The organism is Micromonospora sp. RTBAU3-60, assembly GCF_054963695.1.
On sequence record NZ_JBUEGB010000049.1, the window covers coordinates 18891 to 37307 of the forward strand.

General features: G+C 67.6%; 16 protein-coding genes. 11 read left to right on the forward strand and 5 right to left on the reverse strand.

The genetic code is table 11. The annotated features are described in order from the left end of the window. Positions 1–149 precede the first annotated feature (149 nt). From ACY34I_RS30235 to ACY34I_RS30260, 6 genes are all read left to right on the forward strand, one after another. Complete coding sequence (locus ACY34I_RS30235) at positions 150–1331, forward strand: ABC transporter substrate-binding protein (protein ID WP_462758460.1); 1182 nt, start codon at positions 150–152, stop codon at positions 1329–1331. A 68-nt stretch (positions 1332–1399) separates the two neighbouring features. Beyond that, positions 1400–2305, forward strand: coding sequence for a carbohydrate ABC transporter permease (locus ACY34I_RS30240; protein WP_462758461.1), 906 nt, complete (start codon positions 1400–1402; stop codon positions 2303–2305). Continuing rightward, positions 2302–3198, forward strand: coding sequence for a carbohydrate ABC transporter permease (locus ACY34I_RS30245; RefSeq protein WP_462758462.1), 897 nt, complete (start codon positions 2302–2304; stop codon positions 3196–3198). Before ACY34I_RS30240 ends, ACY34I_RS30245 begins: the two co-directional genes overlap by 4 nt. Positions 3199–3236: 38 nt before the next feature. Continuing rightward, complete coding sequence (locus ACY34I_RS30250) at positions 3237–4415, forward strand: trans-sulfuration enzyme family protein (protein ID WP_462758464.1); 1179 nt, start codon at positions 3237–3239, stop codon at positions 4413–4415. An 80-nt stretch (positions 4416–4495) separates the two neighbouring features. Continuing rightward, entirely contained in the window at positions 4496–5434 is a 939-nt protein-coding gene (locus ACY34I_RS30255) for a pseudouridine-5'-phosphate glycosidase (RefSeq protein ID WP_462758465.1), read from the forward strand. Positions 5435–5448: 14 nt separating this feature from the next. Beyond that, positions 5449–6450, forward strand: a complete 1002-nt coding sequence (locus ACY34I_RS30260) for a carbohydrate kinase family protein (protein ID WP_462758466.1) — start codon at positions 5449–5451, stop codon at positions 6448–6450. A gap of 56 nt (positions 6451–6506) precedes the next feature. On the opposite strand, the gene ACY34I_RS30265 is transcribed toward ACY34I_RS30260, so the two are convergent. From ACY34I_RS30265 to ACY34I_RS30275, 3 genes are read right to left on the reverse strand one after another with little or no spacing between them, the layout of a single operon-like run. Continuing rightward, positions 6507–7133, reverse strand: coding sequence for an NAD(P)-dependent oxidoreductase (locus ACY34I_RS30265; RefSeq protein WP_462758467.1), 627 nt, complete (start codon positions 7131–7133; stop codon positions 6507–6509). Positions 7134–7149: 16 nt separating this feature from the next. Further along, the gene (locus tag ACY34I_RS30270; RefSeq protein ID WP_462758468.1) at positions 7150–7617 is read right to left on the reverse strand and encodes an SgcJ/EcaC family oxidoreductase; all 468 of its coding nucleotides are present in this window, start codon (positions 7615–7617) and stop codon (positions 7150–7152) included. 16 nt (positions 7618–7633) lie between these two features. Beyond that, positions 7634–8287 (reverse strand): SgcJ/EcaC family oxidoreductase, encoded by a 654-nt coding sequence (locus tag ACY34I_RS30275; RefSeq protein ID WP_462758469.1) that lies wholly within the window; start codon positions 8285–8287, stop codon positions 7634–7636. A gap of 89 nt (positions 8288–8376) precedes the next feature. Here ACY34I_RS30275 and ACY34I_RS30280 point away from each other — a divergent pair, with 89 nt between their 5' ends. The 4 genes from ACY34I_RS30280 to ACY34I_RS30295 all read left to right on the forward strand — a co-directional run bounded on the left by ACY34I_RS30280 (position 8377) and on the right by ACY34I_RS30295 (position 14922). Beyond that, complete coding sequence (locus tag ACY34I_RS30280) at positions 8377–8832, forward strand: MarR family winged helix-turn-helix transcriptional regulator (RefSeq protein ID WP_462758470.1); 456 nt, start codon at positions 8377–8379, stop codon at positions 8830–8832. A 382-nt stretch (positions 8833–9214) separates the two neighbouring features. After that, positions 9215–10345: a peptidoglycan recognition protein family protein gene (locus ACY34I_RS30285; protein WP_462758471.1), complete on the forward strand. Its 1131-nt coding sequence runs from the start codon at positions 9215–9217 to the stop codon at positions 10343–10345. 656 nt (positions 10346–11001) lie between these two features. Then, positions 11002–12378, forward strand: a complete 1377-nt coding sequence (locus tag ACY34I_RS30290; protein WP_462758473.1) for a glycoside hydrolase family 28 protein — start codon at positions 11002–11004, stop codon at positions 12376–12378. 168 nt (positions 12379–12546) lie between these two features. Continuing rightward, entirely contained in the window at positions 12547–14922 is a 2376-nt protein-coding gene (locus tag ACY34I_RS30295; RefSeq protein ID WP_462758474.1) for a glycoside hydrolase family 28 protein, read from the forward strand. Positions 14923–15058: 136 nt separating this feature from the next. On the opposite strand, the gene ACY34I_RS30300 is transcribed toward ACY34I_RS30295, so the two are convergent. Next, positions 15059–17281, reverse strand: a complete 2223-nt coding sequence (locus ACY34I_RS30300; RefSeq protein WP_462758475.1) for a hypothetical protein — start codon at positions 17279–17281, stop codon at positions 15059–15061. 257 nt (positions 17282–17538) lie between these two features. On the opposite strand from ACY34I_RS30300, the gene ACY34I_RS30305 reads away from it, so the two are divergent. Beyond that, on the forward strand, positions 17539–17982 hold the full coding sequence (locus tag ACY34I_RS30305; protein ID WP_462758476.1) for a hypothetical protein: 444 nt from the start codon (positions 17539–17541) through the stop codon (positions 17980–17982). 89 nt (positions 17983–18071) lie between these two features. On the opposite strand, the gene ACY34I_RS30310 is transcribed toward ACY34I_RS30305, so the two are convergent. Next, the gene (locus tag ACY34I_RS30310; RefSeq protein ID WP_462758477.1) at positions 18072–18356 is read right to left on the reverse strand and encodes a sulfurtransferase TusA family protein; all 285 of its coding nucleotides are present in this window, start codon (positions 18354–18356) and stop codon (positions 18072–18074) included. Between the last annotated feature and the right edge of the window lie 61 nt (positions 18357–18417).

The following is an 18417-nucleotide window of genomic DNA, read 5'->3' on the forward strand; positions in this document are numbered from 1 at the left end:
GATTTTAAGCAGTGGAACCACAGGAGTCTGGGATGCGAATCAGATCTGCATGGCGAGCGGCACTGGCTGCCGGTGCCGCGCTCGTGATGCTGTCGGCGTGCGCAGGCGCCGGTGGCTCGACTGACACGTCTGGCGGCGGGGGCAAGACGTTGGAAATCTGGCACGCCTACGCGGGCCAGAAGGACAAGGTCGAGTTCATCGAGTACGCGCTGGACACCTTCAAGAAGGCGCACCCCGACATCAAGGTGAAAGAGGTGTCGGCCGAGCAGTCCTCCTACAAGACGAAACTGCAGACGGCCATGGCCTCGGGCAACCCGCCGGACGTCTTCTACACCCTGCCCGGCGGCTACCTGAAGGCCTTCGTCGACAGCGGCCAGGTGCTCGGGCTGGACGACGAGCTCGCCAAGCAGGGCTGGCGGGACAGCTTCCTGGAAAGCTCGCTGCCGTCAGTCACCTTCGGCGGGTCGACGTACGCGGTGCCGATCGACATCGACGCCGCGCTGGTCTGGTATAACAAGGCGCTGTTCCAAGCCAAGGGCTGGCAGGTCCCCACCACCTGGCCGGAGTTCCTCGACCTGGCCGAGAAGATCAAGTCTGCCGGCGTCGTGCCGGTCGCGCTCGGTAACAAGGACAGCTGGCCCGCGACCTTCTGGTTCCAGTACGCCGAGATGCGCATGCACGGCAGTGGGGTGATGTCCGGCTTCGGCGCCGGAGACAAGAACGCCACCTTCGGACCCGAGGCCAAGGACGCGGCCGGCGCCCTGCAGACGCTCGCCCAGAAGGGATACCTGCCGAAGGGCGCGAACGGTATGTCCGACGCCGAGGCCAACATCCTCTTCCTCAACGGCAAGGCGGCCATGGTCCTCAACGGCACCTGGCAGATCGGCATGTCCGCGGAGGCCCCGGCCGGCTTCGAGCTCGGCTACTTCCCGTTCCCGACCTTCGCCGCGGGCAAGGGGAACCAGAGCGACGTCCTCGCCGGCGTCGCCGCCAGCTTCGCCGTGTCCAAGAAGGCCAAGGACAAGGAGGCGGCCCTGGCGTTCCTCCGCCACATCACCAGCCCCGAGGTGATGACCAAGTACGTCCAGATCCGCAAGACCATGGTCGCCCGCAAGGGAGCGACCACGCCGGAGGCGGCCGGCCCGCTGCTGGCCGGGGTGGTCCAGGACGTCATCGGCAAGGCCGACACCCTCGACCCGTTCTACGACACGGCCATGGCCCCCAAGACCACCGAGACGTACTACTCCACCCTCCAGGGGTTGATCGACGGCTCGATCACGCCGGCGGCGGCCTCCGAGGCCATCGAGAACGCCGCCAAGGCCGGCAAATAACCACTGCGACCCGTCGTCCGAGCGCCCGCACCGACCGCGGGCGCTCGGACGGCGACCCCGGAGGTCTCGTGTCCACATCCACGCGGTCCCACGCCGCCCGCCGCGACGCCCGGGCAGCCCTGCTGTTCCTCGCGCCCGCGGTGCTGTTCCTCGCGGCCTTCGTCGCCTACCCGCTGCTCACCGCCGGGGTCCTGTCGTTCCACTCATGGGACGGCGTCTCGCCCCGGCAGTGGACCGGGCTGGCCAACTACGAGCGGCTGCTCGGCGACCGGATCTTCTGGGGATCACTTCGTAACAACGTCCTGGTCGCGCTCACCGCGATCGTGTTCCAGGTCGGCGTCGGCATGGTCATCGCGTACTGGCTGGTGCGGGTGGTGCCCCGGATCAAACGGTTCGCCATGTTCGTCTACGTCATCCCGGTGGTGATCAGCGAGATCTGCATCGGGTTGCTCTGGGGCTTCGTCTACAACCCCTACTTCGGCCTGCTGAACGGCTTCCTCAACACCGTCGGGCTCGACGAATTCGCCCGCGGGTGGCTGGGCGACCGGTCGACCGCCATGCCCGCAGTGCTGGTGGTCATGAACCTGACCTACCTGGGTCTGTACATCCTGCTCTTCGTCGCCGCGTTCGAGAACGTCGACGAGGCGGTCTACGACGCGGCGGCCATCGACGGCGCCGGCCACTACCGGACCTTCTTCTCCGTCAGCGTCCCGATGGTCTGGTCGAACGTCCAGGCGACGACCCTGCTCGCGGTCGTCTCCTCGTTCAAGACGTTCTCCCTCGTCTACGTGCTCACCCGAGGGGGACCGAACAACGCCACCGACGTCGTGTCCACCTACCTCTTCCAAGCCGGCTTCGGGAACTTCGAGGCCGGCTACGCGTCCACCATCGGATTCGCCCAGATCCTGCTGACCGCCGCGGTCGGCGTATTCGTCCTCGGCCTGATGCGCCGCGGGAAGCGAGGAGAGGCGTGACTTCCTCGACCATCCACGTCACCAGGCAGCACCCGACGGCCGTACCGGGAACGACCGGTCGCGGACGGCCCCGCCTCAGCACCGGCACCGCGATCGTCTACCTCATCCTGGCGGTCCACCTGACCGTGGTCGTCTTCCCCTTCCTCTGGATGGCCTACAGCTCGCTGAAGAGCAACAAGGACTTCCTGGCGTCCGTCTGGTCGCTGCCCACCGACCCGCAATGGGCCAACTACGGCAAGGCGCTCGGCGAAGGGAAACTGCTCGTCTACGCCGGAAACTCCCTCGCCGTGACGGCGGTGTCGGTCGCGCTGACCGTCGCCATAGCCACCGCCGCGGGCTACGCCTTCGTCATCTACCGCACCCGTTGGATGCCCTGGGTGGAGGTCGCGATGCTGGTCGCGATGGCCATCCCCGCGTACGTCGCACTGGTGCCGCTGGTCGCGACGCTGCGCGACGCGGGCCTCCTGGACACCCGTACCGGCGTGGTCCTGCCCACCGTGGCCTTCAACCTGCCGGTGTCCGTCCTCATCATGCGGGCGTTCTTCAGCACGGTCCCACGATCCCTGGTCGAGGCAGCCCGGGTCGACGGCGCGTCCGAACTGCGGGCCTTCCTACGCGTCATGGTGCCCATCGCGCGACCGGCGATGTTCACCACCGCCATCGTCAACACCATCTGGGTCTGGAACGACTTCCTCTTCCCGTTGGTGCTGCTCAACACCCCCAGCAAGAAGACCTTGCCGCTGGGCCTCACCGACTACGTGGGCGAGCGGGTCACCGACTACCCCGTGCTGCTGGCGGCGATCCTGCTCGCCGCGCTCGGCTCATTCGTGGTGTACGCCGCCCTCCAGAAACACGTCATCGGTGGGCTGACCAGCGGCGCCATCAAACAGTGACGGCCGGCCCCACCCGCCCCAACCCAAGGAGACACCCCATGGACGACCTCGACTTCGCCAGCCGCGCCGTCTACTACGAGCCCGAGGCCAGCACACAGTCGATCAGCTACCCGATCTACATGTCGGCCAACTACCAGTACGCCGACGACATCTACGACCAGATCGTCGACGGGGCTCGCAAGGAGGTGAACATCTACAGCCGCTGCGGCAACCCCGGCGAATACAAGCTCGAGGAGCACGTCGCCCAGCTCGCCGGCGCCACGGCGTGCCTGGCCACCGCCTCCGGGATGGCGGCGATCTCCCATGCCCTGCTCGGCCTGCTCAAGGCCGGGGACCACCTCGTCGCCGACCTCACCACCTACAGCTCCACGCACGAGTTCTTCGACCACCGCATCCAGGACTTCGGCATCGAGGTCACGTTCGTCGACGCCAGTGACCTCGCGGCGGTGGAGGCGGCGATCACCGACCGCACCCGCCTCCTCTACGTCGAGACGATCGCCAACCCCACGATGAAGATCGCGCCCCTTCGCGCACTCGCGGACCTCGCGCACTCGCGGGGCCTCGTCGTCTTCTGCGACAACACCTTCGCCAGCCCGGCGGTCTGCCGGCCCCACGAGCACGGCGTGGACGTGGTGCTCGAGAGCGCCACCAAGTTCATGGGCGGCCACAACGACGCGGTGGGTGGGGTCATCACCCTGCGCTCGGACATCCTCCCGGCGGACTGGCTGGAGCAGGTCCGTTGGAACACCCTCACCAAGCTCGGCGGCGCGCTGTCCCCGTTCAACGCGTGGCTGCTGCTGCGGGGGCTGCAGACCCTTCCGCTGCGGGTCGAACGGCAGACCCAGAACGCGCTCGCCCTCGCCGAATGGCTGGAAAAGCAGCCTCAGGTCCGTAAGGTGTTCTACCCGGGCCTGCCCAGCCACCCGCAGCACGAGCTGACGCAGCGGCAGTTCGACATGCCGGGTGCGATGCTGGCGTTCAGCCTGGACACGGAGGACCAGGCGGTGCGCGTCCTCAAGGGCCTCAAGCTGGGCTCTTTCGCGGCAAGCCTGGGTGGGGTGCGGACCGTGACCCAGGTACCCGGAACGATGGCCTTCCTCGACATCCCGGCGGCGGAGCGGGAGCAGATGGGCATCACCGACGGCATGATCCGGGTATCCGTCGGCATCGAGTCCGCCCGCGACATCATCCGCGACTTCGAGCAGGCCATGCGGTAACTCCGGGCCGGCCCGGCCCGGTCGTTCCGCCCGGGCCGCGGTGTCCCCACCCACCACGAGATCACCAGGACGATCGAAACATGACATTCCCAGCATCCGACCGGTTGGATGGCCTGCCGGTCGAGGTTCATCCAGAGGTGGCCGAGGCCCTCCGCCACGGCGGGCCCGTCGTCGCGCTGGAATCCACCATCATCAGCCATGGCCTGCCTCGCGACAGCAACATGCAGGTGGCGCGGGACATCGAGCAGTCGGTGCGAGCTGCGGGCGCCGTGCCGGCCACCATCGCTGTCCTGGACGGTCGCGTGCGGGTCGGCCTCGACGAGGATGCCCTCCTGCAGATCGCGAGTCGCGACGATGTCAACAAGGCGAGCATCCGCGATGTCGCGGTCGCCCTCGCCCGTCGGGTTCCGGGTGCCACGACCGTGGCCTCCACGGCCTGGCTGGCCAGCCTGGTGGGCATCGAGGTCTTCGCCACCGGCGGTCTCGGCGGCGTGCACCGAGGCGCGGCGACCTCGTGGGACGAGTCCGCCGACCTCATGGGTCTCGCGGCTGCGCCGATCGTCGTGGTCTGCGCCGGCGTGAAGTCGATCCTCGACGTGCCGGCGACGCTGGAACGGCTCGAGAGCCTGTCGGTGGGCGTCGTCGGATACCGCACCGACCGGTTCCCCGGCTTCTACGTGCGAGAGACCGAAATGGCCGTGCCGTGGCGGGTGGAGACCCCGGAGGAGGTGGCCCGGATCCACGCCGCCAATCGAGCCCTGGGTAACAGCCGGGCCCTGGTTGTCGCGAACCCGATCGAGCCGCAGAGCGAGATGGACCCGGACCTGCACGACGACGTCCTGGCGGCGGGGCTCGCGGCGTTGCGGGAGCAGGACGTGCGAGGCAAGGACGTGACTCCGTTCCTGCTGGCCTTCTTCCATGAGCGGACCGGCGGTGCGAGCCTGAAGGCCAACGTCGACCTGGTGCTGGCGAATGCACGCCTTGCCGGCCAGATCGCCGTGGCCGGGGCCGGCGGCTGAGAGGTGGCAGCGCAGTGACCGCGAGCCAACTCGTGGCGGAGGTCAGCCGGCAGCGGGACGCCGTCGTCCTGCTGCTCGGTGACATCAACGTCGACCTGCTGCTCGAGATCCCCGAGTACCCACGGCCCGGTGGCGACGGCGTCGCATCGTCCCAGCGGATCGGGCTGGGCGGCTCCGCGGCCAACAGTGCCATCATGCTCCGCCGCTTGGGCCTGCGGGCCAGCATGCTCAGCGCGATCGGCGACGACCGCTGGGCCGAGGTCGCGGTCGAGGCGCTGCGCGCCGAAGAGGTCGGCTTGGAGTACGTCGTCCGCGACCCGCACGAGCCGACCTCGCTCAACGTGATCGGCGTGACGCCGGACGGGGAGCGCACGATGATGGCCTACCGCGGGGCGAACCCCCGTTATTCGCCGGCCGACCTGCCTGAAGAGGCGATCGCCGCCTGCGATTTCCTGCACGTGTCCGGCTACGCCTTCCTGCAGGCGCCGCAGTCGCTCGCCGCGGCCCGGGCAATCGAGGTGGCCACCGCGAACGGCGTGCCGGTCTCCCTCGACATCCCGGTGGATCCCGCCCGTCGTGAGCCGGCCACCATCAGGCGGTTGCTGAGGTTCACCGATCTGCTGGTCGTCGGCGTTCCGGAGGCCCGGCAACTGGTCGGGACGGCCGAGCCGGCGGAGGCGTGCCGCAGGCTGCGCGATCTGGGGGCCAGGACCGTCGCGCTCAAGGTCGGCCGCGACGGCACCGTCATCGCCAGCGGCGACGAGTGGGTCGAGCTGTCCGGGCTGCCGGTGCGGACAGTCGACACGACCGGCGCCGGTGACTCCTTCTGCGCCGGCGCCATCGCCGCCATGCTGGCTGCCCTGCCGCTGGCGAAGATCGGAGCCTTCGCCAACCTGCTCGGCGCGGCCGCGGTCGAGAAACCCGGGGCCGGACAGTCGCTGCCGACCCTCGACGAGTTGCGACGCATCGAGTGCTCTATCAGCGGCGATTTCACCTCCCGCTGTGGTCATGCCTGAGGAGCATCAAGGCCGTGACATCCCATGAGCTGGGCTGTCAAGCTGCTGCGTCGGGTTTACGAGGAGACGGCGACCACGGTGCGATGAGTTTGCAGATCGTCGATCGCGGCCAACAGGTAGTCGGCCAGGTCGGCGCGCGTCATCTGTGTGCCAACCTTTGCGGTGGCGCCCAGCGAAGTGCGTAGACGGCCGGTGCCGGGTCGGTCGGTCAGCCTGGTCGGGCGTACCACGGTCCAGGTCAGGTCACTGGTGGCGAGGCGTTCTTCCATCCGCGCCATGTCGGCGTAGGTGTGTCGCATGAGGCGTTGCAGGATGCGTGAGGCCAATCGGGTGCCGGCTGTTGCGTCGGCGGGGATGGACAGGCCGGCTGAGGAGATCACCAGGAGTCGGCCGTGGGGCTTGAGGGCGGAGATGATCTCGGTGGTGCCAACCGAGTAGATCGTGGTGGCTCTGGTGTCGGCGGCACCGATCGCGGAGATCACCGCATCGTGGTCGTCGAGCACGCCTTGCAGCGAACCTGGGGTCAGGATGTCGGCGGCGTGCACGGTGAGCCGGTCTCGGGCGGGGCCGAGGGTATCGGGGTGCCGGGCGACCGCGGTGACGCGGTGCCCGGCGGCGAGCGCGTGCTCGACGATGAGCCGACCGGTGCGGCCGGTGGCGCCGATGACGGCGATGGTGGTCATGCGTTGTTCTCCTAGGTCAGGCCGTGGCGGGCTTGGTGGCGGGCTGCAGCTTGAAGGAAATGGCCTCCATCAGTGGCTTGTGCTGGGTCTTCTGGACGGCGGCGATGCGCCAGTGGCCGTCGGTGTCGCGCACGAGCGTGTAGGTGGCGAGCTTGCCCAGTCGGCGCGGGGTCTTCTTGGTGACGTCGCCGCGGGTCATGACGACGGCGGTGTCGGCGCCGTAGCGGCGGATGTCGAGGATCTGCAGGCTCAGGCGGGTGTCTTTGAGGAAGCTGTCGAACAGGGCCTGGTGGGCGCGGCCGATCTCCAGGCCGCCGTGGTAGACGGTGCCGACGAAGGTGACGTCGGTGGCGTCGGCGGTGAAGCAGGCGCCGTAGGCGGCACCGTCACCGCGGTTCCACGCGTCCTGGCTGCGCGTTAGCAGCTCGCGGATCGCCGCGACGTCCGGCTCGGTGGTCTCGGGGCGGATCGGATTGCTGGTCATCTGGATCGGTCCTTTCTTACTTTTCGGCTTCGGGCCGGGTCTGCGGGGAGATCAGGAACGAGATGTGTTCCATGACGGACTGGCGCTTGGTGTTGTGGAAGGCGGCGATGCGCCACGTGCCGTCGTCCTGGCGCACGAGGGTGTAGGTCTGGGTCTTCGACAGCTCTGCGGGCTGCGGGCGCTGGCCTTCGTAGGTGTCGCCGCGGCTGGTGACGATCGCGGTTCCGGGGCCGTAGAACCGGATATCGAGGTAGGAGTCGGCGAGTTTGGTGCCCTTGACGAAACCACCGAAAAGCGCGCGGTGGGATTCGGTGATGTCGCGGCGGCCCTGGTAGTTCGTGCCGACGTAGGTCGTGTAGGTGGCGTCGTCGGTGAACATGGCGCCGTAGGCGTCGGCGTCGCCGCGATCCCACGCTCCGACCAGTTGGTCCAGCACGTTGCAGACCTCAAGGTGGGCGGCGGCTGGCCCGGACGGCGTGACCGCGGCGCAGTCGGCGGTTCCGGTGGCCTGTACGTCGGCGGTGGCGTCGAGCCAGGCGTATCCGCCAGCGGCGGCCAGCCCCAGCGTCAGGCCGCCGGCCGCCAGGAGGCGCCCTACGCGGCGTCCGCGAGCGCCGCGCTTGGCTGTCGGGCACGCAGCGGTGGACGGTGCCGGGGTGGTCGTGGTCATAGGTGCCTCCCGTGGTAGCTTCTTAAGAGAAGTTTCTTCCTAGAAGATTTCTCTTCTCCGAGGAAGAGATTAGGTGGATGGAGGATCTTGTGTCAACTCCACGGGCGCAGTCGGACGCGAGCCACACCTACCGCCGCTACCTGAGCGCGGTCATGCTGCACGGCCACGCCAGCGCCAAAGCCTGCGACCTGGGCGCGACGGATCTCTACGCGCTGAACATCCTGGAACTGGCCGGGCCGATGACGCCGGGCGAGCTGGGCACGCGCACCGGACTGACCACCGGGCCGACCACCCGCCTCATCGACCGCCTCGAAGCCGCCGGCTACGTCCGCCGCGCCCCTGACCCCAGCGACCGCCGCAAAGTAATCGTCGAGCCGATCGGTAAGCCGGCCCAACTCGACCAGGTCATGGCACCGGCTCGGCAGAAGATCGGCCAGATCCTCGCCGGCTACTCAGACGAGCAACTCCGCGTGCTCTTCGACTACTTCACCCGCGCCACGCAGGCGTACCAGGAAGCGGCCGAACGCATCCCCGACGGCGACTAACAGATGCCATGAACCCGGGGCGCCGGCCGTCCCCCGCCTGGCCTCGCGGCGACCGGTCGGCGGCCTGGCCGGCGGGGTGTTCCACCACCGCAGCCGGCAGTTGGCTCTTGGCCTGTTGAAAATTGCCAAGCGTTGCGATGGAATAGTCGAAATGTTTCGCCATCGGTCTTCGCGGATGAAGGTGGCGCCATGTCAGTCCGCCCACCCCGCCTTCTCGGCTTGGCGGCGGTCGGCGTCCTGCTGGCCGTCGCCTCCCTGACCGGCACGTCCGGCGCCACGCCCGCCGAGCCGGCCTCCATCGCGGTCTGGGATCCGAGCACGTGTACCGCCCCAATCCACAACAGTTTTCGTTGTCGTTCCACACCCCTCATGGAGGCAGCGCATGTCACCTGACCAGCACGAGGTTGGTCGTCGCACCTTGCTCAAGGCAGGGCTGGGTACTGGGATCGCGGCGATCGTCGGCACTGAACTGTTCGCGGCGGCACCCGCTGGTGCCGCGCCCAGCGCCATGTTCCCCTGGATCATCGATTGCGATACGTGGGGTGCGCGTCCGCCAAGGGGAGCGATTCAGATCACCGGCAACGTCACCAACAAGATCATCCTGCACCACATGGCATTCCCGAACGTCACGGACTACTCGCGCGACCACGCGATGCAACTGGCGCGGGACTGCCAGAACCTGCATATGGACGTCAACGGCTGGGCGGACACCGGCCAGCACTTCACGGTCAGCCGTGGCGGCTATGTGCTGGAGGGCCGCCACCGCAGCCTGCAGACGCTCGACACGGGCGCGCACCAGGTCATCGCCGCGCACTGCCCCGGCGAGAACGGGAACGCGATCGGGATCGAGAACGAAGGCACGTACATCACCGAGACTCCGCCTGACGCGCTGCTCGACTCGCTGGTCACGCTGTGCGCTGCGGTGTGCCAGCAGTTCCGGCTGCAGCCATGGGACATCTTCGGCCACTGGGACTTCTACACCACCCAGTGCCCCGGCACCGCCTTCTACCGGTTGTTCCCGATGGTGCGCTCGCGTGTCGCGGCAGCACTCGGTACCGAACAGCCGGACATCCCCGCACGCCGGTGGCCCGACATCTGGCGCTTCGTGGACGGCCCGGTGGTGCAGGTCGCGCAGTATCTGCTCGCGGATCTCGGGTACCCGCTGATCCCGAACGGCAATTTCGGGTACGACATGAATGCGGCCGTGGCCGACTTCCAAGCCAACCACGGGATTCGGGTCGATCCGGACGCGACCTTCGATGCGGCCACCTGGGAAGCGCTTGTGCCGACACTCGACAAGGACGCCAACGGCCTTCCCGTCAACGCGCTGCAGTACCTGCTCGGCCGCAAGGGGTACGACGACGTCACGGTGAGCGGCGAATTCGACCACAGCACCATGAAGGCGGTCCAGGACATGCAGCGCCTACACGGCCTGGTGCCCAATGGGAAGGTCGACGTGGACACGTGGTGCGCGATTGTCGGCGGCTCGGTCCGTTCGGCCTTCCACTACTGAACACCGCCTGCTGGCTGCTTTCAGGACGATCCGGGCCCGACCGACGTAGGCGCTGGAGCGCTGCCACGTCGGTCGGCCGGACAGGCCATTACATCTGAGTGCGTCTGCTGCGACCCATAAGCGTGCCGACTACCAGTCCGGCACCGCCGAGGGTGGCGGCCAGGATGAGGACGGCGGTAGGGGCGCGTTCGATCGAGCCGCCAGCGGCACGGATCAGTTCTGTGGCGGCTGGCCGGAGAAGCACGACATAGGCAGGGTTTTGGCCACATCCGGCCAGATGCTAGCGACCTGCTTCGATGGCTCGATACCGTGGCTCGCAGGACTGCCCGACGGGCCGTCCTGCATGGTGCCGGGCTGGCCGCCGCCCCATTGGTCGCCGGTGCCGTCCAGCCCGGGGCGGGCGCACACGCCTAGCCGGCGCCCGGCTTCCGGGCGCGATGGCCGGGTGGCGCGCTGGGACGGACTCGCGCCCGCGTTGTGAACTGCCCAACCCCCGCAGCTCGTCGGGGCAGCGCTCCGCTCTTGAAGGGACTTGCCGAGTAAGGGAACGGCGACCATCGAGGAAAAGGTTTACCCATCCATTTGTCAACCGACCGGGAGATTTGCACATGCCGAACCAACCGAGCCGCCGCACGTTCCTCCGCAGCATCGGCGTCATGGGTCTCGCGGCCTACGCGCTGCAGCCCGGCAGCGCTGCGGCGTCCCCGCTCCCGCCCGGCAATCCGTGGGCCCGGGCCGAGTACATCAGCGGCACGGTGCGCCGCCCCCACTTCCCCAACCGCTCGTACGACATCCGCCAGTTCGGCGCCCTCGGCGACGGCGTCACCAACTGCACCGAGGCGATCAAGCAGGCCATCCAGACCTGTCACGCCGCCGGTGGCGGCCACGTGGTCGTGCCGGCCGGTCGGTGGCTGACCGGTCCGATCCACCTGCTGAGCAACGTCGACCTGCACGTCACCGCCGACGCGGTGGTGCTGTTCAGCCAGCGCCCTGCCGACTATCTGCCCGCCGTGCTGACCCGGTTCGAAGGGGTCGAGCTCTACAACTACTCGCCGCTGATCTACGCGTACGAACAGGAGAACATCGCCGTCACCGGCTCCGGTGTCCTCGATGGCCAGGCCGACATGGAGAACTGGTGGCCCTGGTGCGGTGCGGCCAAGTGGGGCTGGAAGCCGGGTGACCCGCGGCAGACCGAGGCCAGGAATGCGCTGTTCGCGCAGGCCGAGCAGGGAGTTCCCGTCGAGCAACGGGTATTCGGCGACGGCGGCTACCTGCGGCCGTCCTTCCTCGAGCCCTACCGCTGCCGCAACGTCCTCATCGAGGGCGTCACCATCGTCGGGTCGCCGATGTGGGAAATCCATCCGGTGCTGTCGGAGAACGTGCTCGTGCAGGGTGTGACCGTCAACTGCCACGGGCCGAACAACGACGGCTGCGACCCGGAGTCCAGTCGGATGGTCGTCATCCGCGACTGCACCTTCGACACGGGCGACGACTGCATCGCGATCAAGTCGGGACGGAACGCCGACGGTCGCCGCGTCAACGTGCCGAGCGAGGACATCCTCATCGAGGGCTGCACGATGCGCGACGGCCACGGCGGCGTGACGATCGGCAGCGAGATGTCCGGCGGTGCCCGCAACATATTCGTCCGGGACTGCGAGATGTCCAGCCCCAACCTCAACATCGCCCTGCGGTTCAAGACCAACAGTGTCCGCGGCGGCTTCATCGAGGCCTTCCATGCCCGCGACCTGACCATTGGGGAGGTCGGCGGAGCCGTGATCGACATCAACTTCTTCTACGAGGAGGGTCCCGGCCACGGCTTCAACCCGATCGTCGGCGACATCGACGTCCGCAACGTCACCGTGGGGACCGCGACCCGGGCGCTGAACCTCCGCGGCTACGCGGACGACCACATCAGGGGGATAACCCTGACCGACATCGACTTCGGCATCACCAGCAAGCCCAGCGTCGTCGAATACGTCGACGACCTCGTCCTCAAGAACGTGCGCCAGAACGGCGTGGAGTTGGTGATCTGAGCCTGGCCCGGACCAGAGCCGAAGAGTGGCCTGGGTGACGCGGGACGAACGCGCCAGCCATCCGTCAGTTGGGCTGGTTCCTCGAAACATGAATGGTAACGACACGCAGCACTGGAGGTCATACCGATGAAGAGGCGAGGTAGGAGAAGGATAGGCACGCTCGTCGCCGTGGCCGCGCTGGTCGTCGCAAGCGCACCACACGTGGCCTGGGCAGATCCCGTCGAATCTCCGGCGAGCACGACGGAACTCCGTTCCACCGGGACCGTCGTTGTCGCCAAACAGAACGAATCCGGCATGATAAAGACTGTCGGGACCTCGACCATCACGGTCAGGGACGGCGTGACCGTTCAACAGCTCAAGGCACAGATCGTCGCCAAGGACAAGTCGCGACAAAGCTACATCGTGGCGAACAAAGATCAGCAGGAGAAGCGGTCGGGTGCCATCGCGGACGGCGATCAGCTCCAGGTTACCGCCGAGAACGATGAGGACCGGTTCGCTTATCGGTTGGCAATCTACGACCCGGACGCCAAGAAGAGAGACGGCGCGTACTGGAACGAGGACCACTACAACGAGATAGACCAGGCGGTCAACGCCAACACCCCGACCTTCAAAGACAACTATTGCGACATCACAGATCCGAAGTATGCCGGCCTGGTGCGACGCGCCACCGAGACGTTCTACGTCGGCAATCAGGCCAACAACCCGGCGAACAAGACGTCACCGTTGGTCGCAAGCTCGCAGGAGGTGTGGTACTACACCGAGGCGATTCACGCCGCGATCAGAGACTGCCACGAGAGCGGTGGTGGCATCGTCGTCATCCCCGCCGTGGGTTCGCGCAACGCCAACGGCGCCTACTACTCGGGGGCGATAACCCTCCTGAGCAACGTCAACCTGCGGATCGAGACCGGTGCCGTGGTCAAGTTCATGCGGAACAAGACCAACGAGTACTACCCGGTCGTCCTTAGCAGTTATGAGGGGACCGACTTCTACAACTTCTCTCCGCTGATCTACGCGCTCAACCAGACGAACATCGCGGTCACCGGCGGCGGGACCCTTGACGGCCAGGAGGACATGTGGAACTGGCGACCGTGGAAGAAGGGCTACTGGGGCGAGCCGTCGGTGGAGAACAAGAGCCTCGACGCTCCGTACGGTGAAAACGGCATCCTCAACCAGATGAACTTCGAGGACGTGCCGATCACCAAGCGGATATTCACCGACGACGGGCATATGCCCAGCACGATCCCGGTGCTCGACGGGGACACGGTGAAACACATTCCACCGCCGGCGGACGCGGTGGCCATGAAGTCTACCTTCCGGCCACATTTCATCGAAACGAACCATTCTCGCAACGTCCTCATCGAGGACGTGAAGATCAGGAACACGCCGTTCTGGATCGTCCACCCGCTCAACTCCGAGAACGTACTCATCAGAGACCTCGACATCTACAGCGACAAGACCAAAGACTTCGAGGCCACCGGCTGGAACAACGACGACGGAACCAACCCGGAGTCCACCAACAACGTCGTCATGGAAAGGAACCGGGTTACGGTCAGCGACGACGGTGCCGCGATCAAGGCCGGCCGAAACGTCAATGGCAGGCTGCACCGGCAACCAAGCGAGAACATCATCATCCGGGACTCGCTGTACAACAACGACAACATCGGCACCTACTCCGCCGCGGTCTCGATGGGCAGCGAGATGTCGGGAGGCATCCGGAACGTGTTCATCGAACACAACGAGTTCGGTGGACCTGGGCTGGCGATGATCCTGAAGATCAAGACGAACTCGTACCGGGGTGGATTCGTCGAGAAGATCTATCTCCGGCACAACCTGCTGAAGATGGCGCGGTCGGCGATGGTCCAGCTCGACAGCAACTACTCCGAAACCGTGTCGTTCCCCAACGCCGACATCTTCAACCCGACAGTGCGCGACATCTACCTGGACGACGTCAACACCGCGCCGACGATGACCCCGGGCCGGACCACGTTCCAGTTCTCCAGCGCAGCCTCGCGTTCACCGGTGGAGAACGTCCACTATCGGAATTCGGTCTTCCACACGAGCAACACGCTGCAGGCCGCCTTCAGCTCGAACAAGAACATAAAGAACCTGGTTGTCGAGAATGTGACCTACATCGACCCGTCGACCGGAGCGGAGACGGTTTACAACACGACACCGCTGAACGTCCTGGACGAGACGGTAGCTCGCGCAGGTGAGGAGACCGTGCACCTGACGCCGGTGAGCATCGGCAACCCGACTGCGATCAACAAGGTCTCCGGACACAGCTTCACGATCAGCGGCCAGGTCGACCTGGCCGCATATCCCGATTTTGTCAGCGGTGGCACGGCCCGCATCTTCGTGGACAGGAGCGGCACGGCGATTCCGGTGACCTTGAACGCGGACGGTTCCTTCACGAGTGGCACGATCACGCTGAACGACGACCAGTACTGGTACACCGACCGTCACTATGTCGCGCTGAACCTGTTCAACGGAGTCAACATCAACACGATCGTCTATCAGGTGGCCGCCGACGCCGGTACCTCCTGACGCCTGACCATTCTGCCCCGGGTGGCCGCGCCGAACCGCGCGGCCACCCGGGCGACGGCCGGCAGACGACATTGCGCTGACCAACGAGGCCGGGGCGGGTGACCGGCGACGCCGGCCGCCCGCCCACGACCGTCCGTCACAACGCCGGGGCGAGCCCCTCCCACCGGACCACCCAGCCGTCCGGGAACCCGGGCGCGGTGCCGTCGGCGCCGGCAACCCCGGTCGCCCCGCCCGGCGCGTCGGGGGAGTCGCCCCAGCCCGCGCACATCATCGCGACCGCGTAGAGCAGCCCGCCCGCGGCCGGGAAGTACGGCGAAGGCACGCCCTTCTTGCCACTGGCCGGCAGCCCGGTGTCGGTGAACCCGAGCCGCTCGTGCAGCAGGAAGTCCACCGCCCGTACGGGGTCCCCGAGGCGGGCGGCGTTCATCGCCAGCAGCGGGAAGTCCCAGCTGTACAGGTCGGTCACCGGCCACGTCTCGTACACCCTCGCGGTGGTCGCCCGCATGGTTTCGACGTCCACGCCGTCGCCGGGCAGCATGCCGTACGGGGCGATCGGGTCGGGGTGGTTGGTGTTGTACCGGGTCCACATGTCCGGCACACCCTCGTAGAGCACGTACCGGCCGTCCTGCACGGGCAGCGGCGCCAGCCGGGCGAGCACGTCTTCCCAGCGCGCGTCGCGGCCCAAACCGAGGCGTTCGCGCCACTGCTGGGCGATCCGCAGCCCGAACCGCCAGTACGACAGCTCGAAGGTCGGGTTCGTGGTGGCCCCGGCGGGGTTGCGCTCGTTGGCGCACATCAGCGGCGGCCCGAGAACGTACCGGCCGGCGCCGTCATCGTGGGCGAACGACGCCATGAACTCGGCGCTCTCGAAGATCACCGTCTGCCACTTGAGCAGCGTCCGGCGGCTCGGGTGGGCCTGGTAGTCGAGTTCGGCCAGGAAGATCGGGTGCGGCTGCTGCCAGAGCAGCAGGGCGGTCGGCACGTTCGGCGACTCGCGTCCGGTCGCGTCACCGACCGCGGTGGTCATCTTCGGCCACCGGGCACCCCGGAAACCCTGCTCGGCGGCGAGCTGCCGGGCGCGCGGCAGGAACCGGGAGTAGATGTCGGTGCTGCGGTCCAGCAGCGGCCACCGGTCCCAGAGCGCGTAGTGCGCGGCGTGCCACCAGTACATCTCCATGTGGAACTTGCCGTACCAGCCGTTGTTCACCAGGCCCGACTCCTGCGGCGGCTCGTCGCCCGCCTCGTTGACGGCCAGGTGGTACTGGCTGAGCACGATCCGCCGCTCCAGTTCCCGCCACCGAGGATCGCTGCTGCCGGACAGGTCGACCGCCCCTCCGGTGTGCCAGAAGCGGGGCCACCAGGAGGCGCTCTGCGCCGAAACCTCGGCGGCCGGTGGGGCCGCCCGGTCGACCTTCGGTGCGAAGTGGCAGGTGACGTCGAGCTGCTCGGAGCGCCCGCCGGTGATCCGGTAATGGTGCCGCGCCGGGTCCTCCCGGGTCACCGTCGCGCCAGCGGTGAAGGCGAGCGCGACCTGATACTCGGTCTCGTCGAGGACGTGCGTGATCACCGCGCCGGCGTCACCGCGGGAAGACAGGGTGGTGGTGTGTGCCTGCGGCCGGTCCCAGAAGCCGACGTACGGGGCGGAGAACTTGTCCTGCCCGTCGGCGGTCGCGTAGGGGAAGTCGAGGAACATCGTGAGCCGGCCGAGCGCCACCAGGGGCGAGGTGATCCGGACGCCGACCGCGTCGATGCCGGGGTGGCAGGAGGTCTCCACGGTGACCGGATGCCCGTCCAGTCGGAAGCTGCTGTGCAGCAGCCCGGTCCAGGTGTCCAGCCGCTGCACCGTGTCGGTGAGGTCGGCCTCGGTGGCTTCGGTGCCGTCGGCCCTCAGCAGGCGCAGGCCGATCCGGCCGAGGTTGATCCGGTGCGGGTTGCCGCGCAGCCAGTTGTGCAGCTCCGGCTCGTTCTTGTCGCCGGTCCAGTAGTAGACCGGTCGGCCGTAGGTGTCCCAGACCGTGCCCTTGTAGTCGGCGATGGTCTTCCCCGGCGGCAGGGCGTCGCTGTGCCAGCCCCAGTCGGACAGGGTGGAGAACGGGACGAACGTCTGCAGGCCGGTGACGTCGGCGCCGAAGGCGAACCGGCCGTTGCCCACCTGGACGGGCAGTTCCCGGTCGCTGGCGTACCGGACGACCGGGTGGCGGGAGACCACCGCCCGCCGGTCGATGTGGGGCCCGGGCTGCGGGGGCGCCTGCGCCGCCGCGGCCTCTGCGGCGAGGACCTGGGCCATCAACGGAGCGGCGGCGAGCGTGCCGGCTCCCCGCAGGACAGTGCGTCGGCTGATTCTGCGTTCTTCGGTCATCTGCGCCTCTCCTCGGGCGGGTCGGTGCCTCGCGGTTCGGGGCGAACGTGAATCGATTCAAAGACGTGGATCACGCTACAAAGGCACCGGCGGCGGCTACAACCCTCGCCGGCGAACTCGGCCGGATCCGGCCACCGCCCGGACCACGCCCATCGCGAATGCCCCTGTAGACCATTTACCCTCGTGGATTGCTTCGCCCGAGAGTCACGCCGCACACTGTTCGTATGGCTACCACTACAGCCGGGCGGGTCCGCACCGTGACGGGCACCGCGGTAACCGCCGCCCTGATCCTGGTGATCGCATTCGGTAACCCGGCCTACACCGACTGGGCGAAGAACCACACCTCGAACGACGCGTGGGGATTCTTTCTCAAGCAGTTGGCGTGGCCGACCTGGTCGTTCAGCTCGGATGATTCGGTGCGGACCATCCTCGCCAACGACATCAAGGCAATCCTGCTCGTCGTGCTGACCGGCGTCTTCGTGTCCGTGATGGTTGCGGCAGGGTCACCGCGCAGCGCGAGGTTGTTCTTCTCGAGCTGGGGCGCCTACGTTTTCGCCGCGGCGTCAGCCGGCCTCCTTGCCGCGTTCGTCCAGGTGGACGCCAGTCTGCGCGGCGCCTTCGGCTGGGCCGCCGGCGGTGGGGTGTACGGACTGTTTGTCGGTTGGGTCCTTGCCAGCGTGGTCGTCGCCTCCCGGAAGTAGACCCCGCATTGCCTGAATCGGCGGCCACGCCGTCAGCCGGCATGGCCGCCGTGGTCTGCCATCGCGGCGCCGGTCAAGACGAGGCTGTGCTAGTCCCCGCTCGTCGCTCGACCGGCCTGCTTCCTGGCCGGGTGGCCGAGGCGGATGAGGTATCCGACCGTGCCGCCGCGGTGTGCGGTCTCCTCCAGGAAGGCACCTCGCCCCGCGCACCAGCCAGGCAGCGCCGCCCGGACGCCCGGGTCGGCGGTCATGATCTCGATGACGCCACCCGCGGCGATCTCCGACGTACGGCGGTCGAGCACGGGACCGACCCGGGACCATGGATCGCCTCCCGCCTCGATGACGACTGCCGGTCCGGGACGCAGGTCTGACATCAGGACTCCTCGCCGGGGGGTGGTGCGGTCGAACCGTAGGGGAGCGCCGTTACCGAGGGAT

Bases quoted from the DNA above. Each gene is read 5' to 3' on its own strand.
- ACY34I_RS30250 (WP_462758464.1), top strand. From the start codon at position 3,237: ATGGACGACCTCGACTTCGCCAGCCGCGCCGTCTACTACGAGCCCGAG.
- ACY34I_RS30255 (WP_462758465.1), top strand. From the start codon at position 4,496: ATGACATTCCCAGCATCCGACCGGTTGGATGGCCTGCCGGTCGAGGTT.
- ACY34I_RS30265 (WP_462758467.1), bottom strand. From the start codon at position 7,133: ATGACCACCATCGCCGTCATCGGCGCCACCGGCCGCACCGGTCGGCTC.
- ACY34I_RS30270 (WP_462758468.1), bottom strand. From the start codon at position 7,617: ATGACCAGCAATCCGATCCGCCCCGAGACCACCGAGCCGGACGTCGCG.
- ACY34I_RS30275 (WP_462758469.1), bottom strand. From the start codon at position 8,287: ATGACCACGACCACCCCGGCACCGTCCACCGCTGCGTGCCCGACAGCC.
- ACY34I_RS30285 (WP_462758471.1), top strand. From the start codon at position 9,215: ATGTCACCTGACCAGCACGAGGTTGGTCGTCGCACCTTGCTCAAGGCA.
- ACY34I_RS30290 (WP_462758473.1), top strand. From the start codon at position 11,002: ATGGGTCTCGCGGCCTACGCGCTGCAGCCCGGCAGCGCTGCGGCGTCC.
- ACY34I_RS30300 (WP_462758475.1), bottom strand. From the start codon at position 17,281: ATGACCGAAGAACGCAGAATCAGCCGACGCACTGTCCTGCGGGGAGCC.
- ACY34I_RS30310 (WP_462758477.1), bottom strand. From the start codon at position 18,356: ATGTCAGACCTGCGTCCCGGACCGGCAGTCGTCATCGAGGCGGGAGGC.